At 67.5% G+C, this 12,446-nt stretch carries 9 protein-coding genes and 1 tRNA gene; 3 read left to right on the forward strand and 7 right to left on the reverse strand.

Features of this window, described 5'->3' with window-relative positions; translation table 11 throughout:
* Positions 1-138: 138 nt before the first annotated feature.
* From ABQY74_RS02200 to bioB, 4 genes are all read right to left on the reverse strand, one after another.
* The gene (locus ABQY74_RS02200) at positions 139-921 is read right to left on the reverse strand and encodes an SDR family oxidoreductase (RefSeq protein WP_047129539.1); all 783 of its coding nucleotides are present in this window, start codon (positions 919-921) and stop codon (positions 139-141) included.
* A gap of 43 nt (positions 922-964) precedes the next feature.
* The gene (gene bioH, locus ABQY74_RS02205; protein ID WP_047127910.1) at positions 965-1,726 is read right to left on the reverse strand and encodes a pimeloyl-ACP methyl ester esterase BioH; all 762 of its coding nucleotides are present in this window, start codon (positions 1,724-1,726) and stop codon (positions 965-967) included.
* Between the two features lie 235 nt (positions 1,727-1,961).
* On the reverse strand, positions 1,962-3,167 hold the full coding sequence (gene bioF / locus ABQY74_RS02210) for an 8-amino-7-oxononanoate synthase (protein WP_016903255.1): 1,206 nt from the start codon (positions 3,165-3,167) through the stop codon (positions 1,962-1,964).
* Positions 3,168-3,264: 97 nt separating this feature from the next.
* Entirely contained in the window at positions 3,265-4,299 is a 1,035-nt protein-coding gene (gene bioB / locus ABQY74_RS02215) for a biotin synthase BioB (RefSeq protein WP_016903256.1), read from the reverse strand.
* A 49-nt stretch (positions 4,300-4,348) separates the two neighbouring features.
* Between bioB and ABQY74_RS02220 the strand changes: the two genes are divergently transcribed.
* Positions 4,349-5,074, forward strand: coding sequence for a ComF family protein (locus ABQY74_RS02220; RefSeq protein WP_349793204.1), 726 nt, complete (start codon positions 4,349-4,351; stop codon positions 5,072-5,074).
* A 115-nt stretch (positions 5,075-5,189) separates the two neighbouring features.
* Here the strand turns inward: ABQY74_RS02220 and ubiA are convergent, their stop codons facing one another.
* Positions 5,190-6,095, reverse strand: coding sequence for a 4-hydroxybenzoate octaprenyltransferase (gene ubiA / locus ABQY74_RS02225; protein ID WP_349793206.1), 906 nt, complete (start codon positions 6,093-6,095; stop codon positions 5,190-5,192).
* A gap of 231 nt (positions 6,096-6,326) precedes the next feature.
* Between ubiA and ABQY74_RS02230 the strand changes: the two genes are divergently transcribed.
* Positions 6,327-6,403 (forward strand) — tRNA-Arg (locus ABQY74_RS02230).
* 162 nt (positions 6,404-6,565) lie between these two features.
* Here ABQY74_RS02230 and ABQY74_RS02235 read toward each other — a convergent pair.
* Positions 6,566-6,907, reverse strand: coding sequence for an HPF/RaiA family ribosome-associated protein (locus tag ABQY74_RS02235; protein ID WP_016903259.1), 342 nt, complete (start codon positions 6,905-6,907; stop codon positions 6,566-6,568).
* Positions 6,908-7,259: 352 nt separating this feature from the next.
* On the opposite strand from ABQY74_RS02235, the gene ABQY74_RS02240 reads away from it, so the two are divergent.
* Entirely contained in the window at positions 7,260-9,683 is a 2,424-nt protein-coding gene (locus ABQY74_RS02240; protein ID WP_349793464.1) for a DUF3772 domain-containing protein, read from the forward strand.
* A gap of 313 nt (positions 9,684-9,996) precedes the next feature.
* Here ABQY74_RS02240 and ABQY74_RS02245 read toward each other — a convergent pair whose 3' ends face one another.
* The gene (locus ABQY74_RS02245; RefSeq protein ID WP_039517185.1) at positions 9,997-12,105 is read right to left on the reverse strand and encodes a phosphoglycerol transferase I; all 2,109 of its coding nucleotides are present in this window, start codon (positions 12,103-12,105) and stop codon (positions 9,997-9,999) included.
* Positions 12,106-12,446 lie beyond the last annotated feature (341 nt).

Here is a 12,446-nt window from a genome sequence, read left to right on the forward strand (position 1 = left end):
GCATCGGCCTGGCGAGTCTGCAGACGTTCGGTTTGCCGGTGGCTGCGTGGCGAGCGGCACGGGGTTCAACGGGGCTTGGCCAAACACCCACCGGATGTCAGCGGCGGTCGCCACGACTCGCCGCGTGGCCGAGGCGGCCTAGAACGTGCCGGGATAGCTGCCGCCGTCGATCAGCAGGTTCTGCCCGGTGATGTAGCCGGCCTGCGCGCTGCACAGGAACGCGCAGGCCGCGCCGAATTCGTCCGGCTCGCCGAAGCGTGCGGCCGGAATGCCCGCACGCTTGCGCTCGGCGACGTCTTCGGCACTGCTGCCTTGCTGTTGCGCGATCGCCGCGAAGTTGCCGCGCAGGCGGTCGGTGGCGAACTGGCCGGGCAGCAGATTGTTGATGGTGACGTTGTCGACCACCGTGCTGCGCGCCAGTCCGGCGACGAAGCCGGTGAGGCCGGCGCGCGCGCCATTGGACAGGCCCAGGATGTCGATCGGCGCCTTCACCGCACTGGAGGTGATGTTGACGATGCGGCCGAAGCGCCGCGCGCGCATCGCATCGACGCTGGCGCGGATCAGTTCGATCGGCGCCAGCATGTTGGCGTCCAGTGCGCGCAGCCAGTCGTCGCGTTCCCACTGGCGAAAATCGCCGGGCGGCGGGCCACCGGCGTTGTTGATGAGGATATCCAGCTGCGGGCAGGCGGCGAGCGCATCGCTGCGTCCCTGCGGGGTGGCGATATCGGCCACCACGCTACGCACTTCGCCGGCGCCCGGCAGTGCGCGCAATGCCTGGGCGGACTGCTCCAGGGCATCGCGGCCGCGCGCGACGATCACCACGTTGACGCCTTCGCTGGCCAGTGCGCGTGCGCAGCCCAGCCCCAGGCCCTTGCTGGCGGCGCAGACCAGTGCCCAGCGCCCGGCGATTCCCAGATCCATGCATGTGTCCTCGATCAGCGATGCCGCATGATCGGCGATCTGCTCATGGCACGGACGCAACGAAGCGTTGCAGCGCCTCGGCGACCTGATCGGCATGGCCAAGAAACGGTGCGTGCCCGCCACCGGCAATGATCAATGCTTGCGCGTGCGGCGTCAGCGCGGCGGCGGCCTGCATGCCGGCCGCCGGCACCAGCCGGTCGCGCTGGCCGGCGATCCACAGGCTGGGGCGTGCGAGTTGCGGCAGCGCGCGGCGCAGGTCGCTGCGTTCCAGCAACTGCAGGCCTTGCTGCAGTGCTTCGGCGGCCGGTTCGCCGCGCGCCACCAGCGTCTCGCGCAGGCTGCGCAACTCGCTGCGGGCATGCGCCGAGCCCAGCGTATCCAGCGCCAGAAACCGCTCCAGCGTGCCGCGATAATCGCGCGCCAAGTCCTGGCCGAATTGCACGAACACCTCGCGCTCGACGGCGTCGGGCCAACCGTTGCCACGCACGAAACGCGGCGTGGCCGCGATCATCGCCAGCCCGCGTACCTTGGGCTGGGTGGCCGCGGCATGCAGCGCGAACAGCCCGCCCAACGACCAGCCGACCCACACCGCCGGCGGCGTGGCGGCGGCGATGCCGGCGACCACGTCCGGTAGCGCCAGCGGCGTGCTGTCGCCGCGGCTGAAACCGTGCCCGGGCAGATCCACCAGATGCAGTTGATGCTGCGCGGCCAGGCGTTTCACTAACGGCGCGAACACGCCGCCGTGCAACGCCCAACCGTGCAGGAGAACCAGCGCAGGCCCGTGGCCGATGACATCGATATGCATGCGGGGATTGTCGCTGATGGCGCTGACCGGCGCATGGGTCAGCGTGTGCGGCGCAAGGTGTCTTGCATCAGCCTGCGCCGCGCGTGGAGCCGGTCTGCGCGGCACGCCAAGCCGGTTGCGGGCACGCAGGACCGCACCGACAGCAGCGATCCGGCAACATCAGCGACGCGGACACTGCCACGTCGAGCACGGCCGCCGCCGCGCGGCTCCGGCGCAACCGTCTGGATCGTCTCCCTCAGGCAGACGCACGCAGCGGTTGCCGGCTGACCACATCGCGCGCCTGCACGATGGCCTCGATCAAGGCCTGCACCTGCTGCGGCGTATGCAGCGCGGACAGGGTCACACGCAGACGCGCCTTGCCTTCGGGCACGGTGGGTGGGCGGATCGCGCCGACCAGGAAGCCGGCCTGTTCCAGCGCGGCCGACATCGCCATCACCGTGGCTTCTTCGCCGCACAGCAGGGGCTGGATCGGCGTATCCGAGGCCATCAGCTCGAAGCCATGCCGGCGTGCCCCATCGCGGAAACTGCCGATCGACTCGACCAGCTTGGCGCGCCGCCAATCGTCGCGACGCGCCAGTCGCACGGCCGCTAACGTCGCAGCGACCTGCGCCGGCGGCAACGCGGTGGTGTAGATGTAGGGGCGCGCGGTTTCGGCCAGATGGCGCACCAGCGCTGCATCGCCGACCACCACCGCGCCATAGCCGCCGAGCGCCTTGCCCAGGGTTACCAGCTGCAGCGGCACTTCGGCCACGCCCAGTCCGGCATCGGCAACGCAGCCGCGCCCCTGCGGGCCGAGCACGCCCACGCCATGTGCGTCGTCGACGTAGAACAGCGCCTGCTGCATGCGCGCCACCAGGCTCAACGCACGCAGCGGCGCGACATCGCCATCCATGCTGAAGACGCCATCGCTGGCCAGCATCGCCGCGCCCTCGGGCGAGCCCTTGAGCTGACGCATCGCGCCTTCCACATCCAGGTGCGGATAACGGCGCAACCGGCAGCCGGCCAGGCGTGTGGCATCGAGCAGGCTGGCGTGGTTGAGCCGGTCCTGCACGCAGACATCGTCGTCCTCGCTGAGCAAGGCCTGCTGCACCGCCAGGTTGGCGATGAAGCCGCTGCCGAACAGCAGCGCCGACGGATAGCCGAGCCACTCGGCGATCTCGCGCTCCAGCGTTTCGTGCGCGGTGTGGTGGCCGCAGATCAGATGCGAGGCGGTGGCGCCGGCACCATCGCGCGCGGCGGCGTCCTGCAACGCGGCGACCACTTCGAACTGCTGCGACAGGCCCAGATAGTCGTTGGAGCAGAAACCGGTCAGCCAGCGGCCATCGACTTCCAGCCGCACGCCATCGCGACGGCCCACCAGCCGCCGCACCCGCACCCGTTCCTGGGCCACACGCAAGGTGCGCAGCGACGAAATCCGTTCGTGCAGATCGGGGCGGGCCATGGGGGCGTTCAACGGCAGAAGGGGGCGTTAGCGTAGCCTGCCGCGCCCGGCACGCCCAGCCGGCACCGACGACCGGTGCCGGACGTTCGATTCGCGGTTAGGCGGCGTGCTCGCAGGCCGTGCTGCGGGTGATTTCCGCATGCACGGTGCCGGGGTGGTCGTGCTCGGCGGCGTCGACGGTGATCTGCATCGGGCGCAGGCCCAGGCGCTGGAACAGGGCCTGGTCGCGTTCGGTGTCCGGGTTGCCGGTGGTGAGCAGTTTTTCGCCGTAGAAGATCGAGTTGGCACCGGCCAGGAAGCACAGCGCCTGCAGTTCGTCGCTCATCGCCTCGCGGCCGGCGGACAGGCGCACCATCGAACGCGGCATCGTGATGCGGGCGACCGCGATCATGCGTACGAACTCGAACGGGTCCAGTTGCTGGGTGCCGTGCAGCGGGGTGCCGGCGACCTGGACCAGCTGGTTGATCGGGACCGAATCCGGATGCGCCGGCAGCGTGGCCAGCGCCAGCAGCAGGCCGATGCGGTGCTCGCGGGTTTCGCCCATGCCGACGATGCCGCCGCAGCAGGTCTTCAAGCCGACATCGCGCACGTGCTCCAGCGTGTTCAGGCGGTCCTGATACTGGCGGGTGTGGATGATCGAGTCGTAATAATCCGGCGCGGTGTCCAGATTGTGGTTGTAGTAGTCCAGCCCGGCGTCCTTGAGCGCACGCGCCTGGCCGGCGTCGAGCATGCCGAGCGTGGCGCAGGTTTCCAGGCCCATCGCCTTGACCTCGCGGATCATCGCCGCGACCTTGGGGATGTCGCGTTCCTTGGGCGAGCGCCAGGCCGCGCCCATGCAGAAGCGCGAGGCGCCGGCGGCCTTGGCCTGGCGGGCCTTGGCGACGACCTCTTCGGTCTCCATCAGCTTCTGCGCGGTCACGCCGGTGTCGTAGCGCTGCGCCTGCGGGCAGTACGCGCAGTCTTCCGGGCAGCCGCCGGTCTTGACCGACAGCAAGGTGGACACCTGCACCTGCGCCGGATCGAAATGGGCGCGATGCACGCTGGCGGCGCGGTGCAGCAGCTCCGGAAACGGCAGATCGAACAGCGCCTGCAGCTCGTTGCGATCCCAGTCATGGCGTACGACAACAGACATCGGGGTTTCCTGACAGTCAGCGGCTTGGAAGCCAGGCAGTCTGGTGAGCATGGAAGAGGCTGTCAACTTCGAAGAGGTCAACTCGGTTTACAGGTGGCCGCGCCGGGTGTTGCGGTTGCTGCTGCCGAGCCGGTGCCTGGTGTGCGCGGAACCCGGCAGCGCTGATTGCGATCTGTGCCCGTCGTGTCGCGCCGCATTGCCGGATCACGGGCACGCCTGCCTGCGTTGCGCAACGCAGCTGTACGCCTGCGGTGACGCGCTGCTGTGCGGGCAATGCCTGCAGCATCCGCCACCGCTGCAACGTGTGCATGCATGTTTCACCTACCGCTGGCCGGTGGATGGCCTGCTGCGGCGTTTCAAGTTCCACCAGGATCTGGCCGCCGGGCGCTTGCTCAGCGAGTTGATGGTCAGGCGTTGCGCAGGCCTGCCGCGTCCGCAGGCGCTGGTGCCGGTGAGTCTGCATCGGCAGCGCTTGCGCCAGCGTGGTTACGATCAGGCGCTAGAGTTGGCCAGACCGCTCGGCCGCGCGCTGCGGCTGCCCTGCCTGCCATTGCTGCGCAGGGTCCGCACGACCGCGCCGCAATCGGAGCTGGATGCGGCCGAGCGTCAGCGCAATCTGCGCCAGGCCTTTGTCGCGCGTGGCGCCTTGCCCGCGCATGTGGCCCTGGTGGATGACGTGATGACCACCGGTGCGACGCTGCATGCAGCGGCGCAGGCCTTGCAGCGGGCCGGTGTGCAGCGGGTGGATGCGTGGGTATGTGCGCGGGTGCCGTGAGGCTTGGTGGGCTGTGGGTTGTGAGCTGCAACATGGGGCTTCGCCCCTACCCTCACCCCAATCCCTCTCCTGCGGGGAGAGGGGCTTAAGCCGAGGCGATTGACCTTTCTGCGCGTCAGCGCAATCCCAGGGCTACGGCGATACCGACGAAGATCGCCAGGCCTACCCAGTTGTTGTGCAGGAAGGCGCGGAAGCACGGGCCGCGTTCGCGGTGGCGGGCGAGGCGGAACTCGTAGGCCACCAGCAGCGCGGCCACGCCCAGTCCGGCCCAGTACGCGATGCCGAGACCGGCGCGCAGGCCGACCAGCGCCAATGCCGCAAACATCGATGCATACAGCAGGCCCTGCGCGATCAGGTCGAACCTGCCGAACAGGATGGCGGTGGACTTGCTTCCCATGCGGATGTCGTCCTCGCGGTCGACCATCGCGTACCAGGTGTCGTAGGCCGTGGCCCAGAGGATGTTGGCCGCGTACAGCAGCCAGCCCAGCAGCGGCACGCTGCCCTGCACCGCGGCGAAGGCCATCGGGATGCCCCAGCCGAAGGCCATGCCCAGATAGACCTGGGGCAGGTGGGTGTGGCGCTTGAGATAGGGATAGCTGGCGGCCAGGAACACGCCCGGCACGCTCAGGGCCACGGTCAGCCAGTTGAGCGTGAGCACCAGCGCGAATGCCACCACCATCAGCACCACGAACACCCACAGCGCCTCGCGCCCGGACACCGCGCCGGTGGCCAGCGGGCGCGACTTGGTGCGCTCCACATGCGGGTCCAGCCAGCGGTCGGCATAGTCGTTGATCACGCAGCCGGCCGAGCGGGTCAGCCAGACCCCGGCGGTGAACACGAACAGCGTCCACAGCGGCGGCAGACCATCGGCGGCCAGCCACAACGCCCACCAGGTCGGCCACAGCAACAGCAGGCTGCCGATCGGACGATCGCCGCGGACCAACGTCCAGTACTGCCCCAGTCGCTGCGGCCAGGTCAGCGCGGGCGCTGTGGGCAGCTGTTCAACACCATGCTTGCTCATGCTGCAAAGGGTAGCAGCGCGGCTCGGCTGCGGTCATGCGCTGGGTGACGATCGAGCCAGGCATCGTCCAAACTTCCGGGCGGCTGCGCGAGCTCGCGCCAAGCGGCCCCGCGCTGGCGCGGGTTCCTGGCTGGGGCTCCGTCGGCAACGCAGCGGTGCCCGGCCGTTCGGCAGGCCCCGCGTTGCGGGTGTCACGCGCGCGGCGGCGGTTCTGGCATAATGCCCGACCAGGCGCTCGTAGCTCAGCCGGATAGAGTAGTGGCTTCCGAAGCCATTGGTCGGGGGTTCGAATCCCTCCGGGCGCACCAGATCAAAACCCATCGGCCCGCTGCAGTGACACTGCAGCGGGCCGATGGCGTTTCTGGATCAGGAGTTGGTGCCGGCTGATGTATCAATGCGTGGTTGCGCTGCGGTGCCAACGATGCAGCGGCTGGCAGGGGGCGCCTGGCGCCACCCTGCCCAGGCGCGGATCAGAGCATTTCCGGCGGCGGTGCGGTGGCCTTGGCGTGCTGCTTGCCACGTGCGTGTTCGATGGCGGTGCGCAGCTTGCGTGCGGCGCCGGTGACGGCCGAGGCGGTGGTTTCGGCGCTATTGGTGGCCGCGATCGGCGGCAGGCCGGCGACGTGCGCCTCGATGCTGCAGGTTCGATCCGCCGCGCCGCCGCGCTGGCCGTTTTCATCGCGCAAATGCACTTCGACGCGGGTGATGTCGTTGGCGAAATGCGCCAGCTGGGCGGAGCAGGTCTTCTCGACATGCTGCACGACTGAGGGGTCATGCGGCACGTGCTTGTCGGTCTGGATCTGAATCTGCATAGAGTGTTCTCCTTCGCGGTCATCCGCTGCGTCTGCCGTAGCGGTGACTCGATTCTGCGACAGCGCACCGTTGCCGCGAGGTGACAAGCTGCACCGCGTTCATGCTCAGGTCGGGATGGCCGGACGGTGCATCCACTGCGACGGGCAGCGCTGTCACCGCATCGCGAAAGAACCTGCGATCGCGCAGTAACAGCCGCTGCTGGCGAGCTCTGCCAGGCTGAACCCGCATGGCAGCGTCGATCCGCCTGGCTGGAAGCAGTGGATTAAGATGCCGGCACCGCGCTGGTGTGCGCCTGTCCGATCTCTGCCTGTGTCCGAATTCCGAGTTGCCCTGGGTGCCCGTCGCGGCGTGTTGCAGCGTGTGCTGTTGCTGGTCGCGTTGTGGATGGTGTGCATGGGCGCCGCCGTGGCGCAGGACGACGACACGCTGCTGGAGACCGCACAGACTCAGCTCGACAACATGCAGAAGGTGCTGACCCAGGCCGACGCGGGCATGGAGAAGGCCGATACCGAGCAGCTCGGCAAGCTCACCGACAACGTCACCGGCGCGCAGCGGCAGGCGCAGGATCTGGTGCGCACGCTGGAGCAACCGCTCAAGGAGCTCAACGGGCGACTGGAGGGGCTCGGTGTCGCGGCGCCGAACGAACCGGCCGACCTTGCAAAACAGCGCAAGGCGCTGACCAAGGAGCGCGATCAGCTCAATGCCGAGTTCATCCGGGCCACGCTGCTGGTCTCCAATGCCAAGGAACTGGCCGACCGGCTCGAACGCGAGCGCGTGCAACGCTTCAGCGTGAAGCTCTCCACGCGGGTCGCCTCGCCGTTGTCGCCGACCTTGTGGAAACAGATCGCGCAGCAATGGCCCGACGATCGTGCCCGCCTGCAGGCCTTGTCCGACAAGACGGTGCAGATGGTGCAGGCCGGCATCGCCGCCAACGGCGTGGGCGGGCTGATGACCGCTGCCGTCATCGCCTTGCTGCTGGCGCTTCCGCTGCGCATCTTCCTGCGCCACCTGGGGCGTCGCTACGCGGCTTCACGTGCGCCCGGCGGACGCCTGCGCCGCTCGGGGCTGGCACTGTGGTTTCTGTTGGTCGGCACGCTGACTCTGGGGATTGCGGCATTCGTGCTGGTCGAGGGCATCCGCGCGCTCGGCGAGCTGCCCGACGATCTGGACCAGTTGCTGACCGGATTCGTCGCCATCAGCGTGGTGGCTGCCTTCGTCGGTTCGCTCAGTGCCAGCCTTTTGATGAAGCACCAGCCCAGCTGGCGCCTGTTCCCGCTGGACGATGCCACTGTCGACCGCCTGCGCGTGCATTGCCTGGCCACCGCGGCGGTGATCTGGTTCAGCGGCATGGCGATGAAGATCAACGAGGTGGCCGGCAGCAGCCCCGCACTGACCACCGCCACCGATGCGCTGGCCGCGTTGCTGTACGCGGGGTTGATCCTGTCGGCGCTGGCCGGGCTGAGCCTGTCCTTGCGCGCGCATGCGGCAAATGCCGGGGTGGCCGATCCGGACAGCGATGCGCCGCCGCCGGTGGTCTCGCGTGGTGGCGGCTTCATCGTGCTGATCCGCCTGCTGGGCCATCTGGCGGTGATCTTTGCGCTGATCGCGGCCTTGTTCGGCTATCTCAATCTGGCGTTGTTCGTGGAGCGGCAGATCATCTGGATCACCCTGGTGTGCAGCCTGCTCGGCCTGCTGGTGGTCTTTGCCGACGATCTGATGACCTGGCTGTTCAAGCCCGACGGACGCTTCAGCCGGGCCTTGTCGCACGCGCTCAGCATCGGCAGCGGACGCCTGGTGCAGCTCGGGCTGCTGATATCGGCGGCAACCCGGGTGCTGCTGGTGCTGCTGGGCATCGCGGTGCTGCTGACGCCGTATGGTGCCAACATCAGCGTGGTCACCGACTGGGCGGAGAACATCGCCCACGGCATCACCATCGGCAAGGAGCTGGTGATCACCCCGGGCGATGTGTTCAGGGCGCTGTGCGTGTTACTGCTCGGCATGGGGCTGGTGCACGTGGTGCAGCAGTGGTTGCTCAACACCTATCTGCCCAAGACCGAGCTCGATGACGGCGCGCGCAATTCCATCAGCACGGTGGCGCGCTATCTGGGCTGGCTGATCGTGGTGGTGTGGGGCCTGACTGCATTGGGCCTGGATCTGAAGCGGCTTGCGCTGGTGTTGAGCGCGCTGTCGGTGGGTATCGGTTTCGGTCTGCAGGCGATCACGCAGAACTTCGTGTCGGGCCTGATCCTGCTGGCCGAGCGGCCGGTGAAGATCGGCGATTGGGTGCGTATCGGCGATCAGGAGGGCGACGTGCGCAAGATCAGCGTACGTGCGACCGAGATCCAGGTCGGCGACCGCTCCACCTTGATCGTGCCCAACTCGGAATTGATCACCAAGAGCGTGCGCAACATGACCCTGTCCAACCCGATGGGGCGGGTGCAGCTGCAGTTCTCGGTGCCGTTGGAAACCGACGTGGCAAAGGTGCGCAACATGCTGCTGGAGCTGTTTGCCGAGCACACCAAGGTGCTGGCCGATCCGGCACCCTCGGTGTTCATCGATTCGCTGGCCGGCGGGCACGTCAACTTCAATTCGTTCGCCTATGTGCGCAGCCCGCGCGATTCGTACGGAGTACGCAGCGAGCTGTTCTTCGCGTTGTTGCAGCGGATGGAAACGGCGGGGATTGCGCTGCAATCGCCGCAGGAAATTCGCTTCAGCCGTGCAGGTGCCGCGGTGGCGCGCGATCCGGCCGATGGCACGCCTGCGTCGGAAGATTGAGTCGACGCGTGCATACAGTGCGCGGGAAAGGGCGCTGGTCGCACGCACAGTGATCAAACAACGTACGTCTTGCTTTGCCTGCACCACACACACCGACCATCCCGACAGGTCCTTGCCCGCTCACCGTCGCGGGACCTTACGCGGCATGGATGCCGCGTAAGAGCCTACATGGACGTACTTGCGGCGTGTCCTGCGATGGTGGGCGGGCAAGGGCCCGCAGCCAGGCCACAGATCGCACGCTTCGAGTTTGCTCTTGAGCTTCGCCTTTGCCTCATCCAAATCGCCGGGCCTAGGACCACAATGACAGCCAGACTCAGGAGCGATCCGCGACCTGGGTCTGCTTCACCAGGGCCAGGTCGTCCACGCTGACGTCTTCGGTGTAGTCCAGCCAGGCGCGGATTTCCAGATCGTCCACCGCATGTTCCAGGCCCACCGGCATGCGGATGCGACCGGCCGCATCGGGCACCACCCATTGCTGGGCCAGCACCACCTTGCGCTCCGACGAGACTGCCTCTACCCAGAATGCACGCGTTGGCCGGCGCTTGGCGTACAGCTCCAGCATGTAGCGACCGGCTTCGGTCTTGCGCGCGGCCTGGGTGAGCATGATCGGCTGGCGTACGCGTGGGCGCGGGCCTTGCTGGCTGGCCTCCAGTGGCGCATCCACGGCGATGCCGCGGGTCAGGTCCGGGTCGCGGTACAGCTTCATGCTCTGGTGGCGGTCGACCACCAGCGCGCACCAGTCGCCATCGGCCGAGCCGTCCTCGAACGCCGTGCAGCGATCCACATAGGCCAGCGTGCCCTCGGTGCGGGTGCGGTCGAACTGGCGCGAGGTGTTTTCCAGATAGACGGTTTTGAGATTGGTGTCGTCGTCGTATTCCAGCAGCACCGGCGGGCGCACCTGCTGCACGCCCACCACCACATCGCCATTGCCGTTGATGCGCAGCATGCGGGTGCTGCGCCCGGTCCACAGCGTGCGTGCGTAAGCGAGATAGCGCGGGTAGTCCTTGCCGCTGTCGCGGCTGGCCGCAACGCTGGCGCTGGGGGGCGCATCGCTGGCCAGCAGCGAGCGGCCGAAGCCCAGCGTGCGCATGCCCGGCTCCAGCAACTGCAGCAGCGTCGCACCCGAATCCAGCGTGCTGCCGGCGCGTGTGACCACTTGCTGCGGGGCGATGTCCTTGCCCAGGAACAGCAGCAGGTTTTCGCGCTTCTGCTTGGCCAGGACATCGCTGAGATCGTTGGGCATCGCCAGGTGATCGGAGGCGATCACGATGATGGTGTTCTTGCCGTAGCGGCTATTGCGAATGCGCGCGACCAGCTCGCCGATCAGCCGGTCGCTGCACTTGATCGCATGCAGCAGCCCGATGTCGCCCAACGCGCTGTCGTAGTGCTGGCCCTTGCACGCCAGCGGCAGATGGCCGGCAGGGTGGTGGGTGTCCATGGTCAGCGTGGTGAGCATGAACGGCTGGCCGGCGCGCGACAGCGTCTGGAAGCTGTCCCAGGCATCGTCCAGCAGCACATCGTCGTGCACGCCCCAGGCGGAAAAGTGTTTCGGCGCCACGCCCTTGTCGCGGAAGTAGCTGACGTCGTGCACCACATCGAAGCCATGGCTGGACAGGAAACTGCCCTTGCCGGCAAAGCTGGCATCGGCGCCACCGACATAGTGATTACGGTAGCCCTGATCCTTGAGATAGTCGCCCAGGCAGCGTGCTTCGGGCAGGAACAGGCCCATGCGGCCCATGCTGTTTTCATCGCCGGGCGCGGTGGTCAGCGGCACGCCGCACATCGAGGCGACCATGCCGGCGATGGTCCAGCCGCTGCCCTCGGTGGAGGTGAGGTTGCGCACGTCCACCGCCTCGCTGGCCAGCGCGCGCAGGTTTGGCATCAGACCGGGGAACACGTCTTCGTCGAAGTAGGTGCGTTCCAGGCTCTCGCCGTAGATCCACACGATGTTCTTGCGCTTCTGCAAGGGCTGCTGCGGCACCAGATATTCCGGTACCACGGTGGCGTAATCCACCGGGCGCAGCTGGTAGTACAGGCGTTTGCCGTCGCGGTACAAGGGGCTGACCGCGATGCTCACCAGCAACATCACCACGAAGCCGCCGAATACCGCATTGCCTCCACGCGGGCGACGGAAACGTCGCACCCTGAGCAACACCAGCGGGCTGAGCGACAGCAGCACCATGCCGATAAACACGGCGATATAGCCGGAGAAATCGCTGACGCCGGCACCGTCCATGTCCGCGCGCAGGTGATACAGCGTGGCGGCGTTGATGCCGTCGCCGCTGAGCCGATCCACCAGGCCCCAGGCGCTGAGCAACAGCAGCAGTAATGACAACAATCCGGCCTTCAGCCACGCCAGACGCGGCGAGGCGACCAATAGCCAAAGCAGGAGCAACAGCGAAAACAACAACATCCAATGCATGCGGCAGCGTCCGTGGGGGAATGATGCGAGCGCGTACCGGACGCCTTGCTCGCCATGTCCTGTGCGCCACACCCAATGTGACACCCGGATGACGGACTATGCCGCGCTGAAGCTGACTGAAATGTTTGTTGGAGTTGCGTGCTTGCCGTAGCGCGGCACAGCGTGCGCGGTGAGAATCAGCTGATCGTGGTGGCGCTCGCCAAGGGAGCTACGGTTTCTGCACTCCGCATCTGCGCGGCTCTCGCACATCGGCGACGTCTCGATAACGCCACATCGCCCGATCCACTTTGATCGCTGGACGCGGCGGTCTTTGCATGCGACGCCGGTTAAGCCGCGTCGCG

Source organism: Xanthomonas sp. WHRI 7064, from assembly GCF_040202355.2.
Lineage (GTDB): Bacteria > Pseudomonadota > Gammaproteobacteria > Xanthomonadales > Xanthomonadaceae > Xanthomonas > Xanthomonas arboricola.

Coding starts and splice junctions, on each gene's coding strand:
- ABQY74_RS02235 (WP_016903259.1), bottom strand. CDS start 6,907: ATGCAGATTCAGATCCAGACCGACAAGCACGTGCCGCATGACCCCTCA.
- ABQY74_RS02220 (WP_349793204.1), top strand. CDS start 4,349: ATGGAAGAGGCTGTCAACTTCGAAGAGGTCAACTCGGTTTACAGGTGG.
- ubiA (WP_349793206.1), bottom strand. CDS start 6,095: ATGAGCAAGCATGGTGTTGAACAGCTGCCCACAGCGCCCGCGCTGACC.
- bioH (WP_047127910.1), bottom strand. CDS start 1,726: ATGCATATCGATGTCATCGGCCACGGGCCTGCGCTGGTTCTCCTGCAC.
- bioB (WP_016903256.1), bottom strand. CDS start 4,299: ATGTCTGTTGTCGTACGCCATGACTGGGATCGCAACGAGCTGCAGGCG.
- ABQY74_RS02245 (WP_039517185.1), bottom strand. CDS start 12,105: ATGCATTGGATGTTGTTGTTTTCGCTGTTGCTCCTGCTTTGGCTATTG.
- bioF (WP_016903255.1), bottom strand. CDS start 3,167: ATGGCCCGCCCCGATCTGCACGAACGGATTTCGTCGCTGCGCACCTTG.
- ABQY74_RS02200 (WP_047129539.1), bottom strand. CDS start 921: ATGGATCTGGGAATCGCCGGGCGCTGGGCACTGGTCTGCGCCGCCAGC.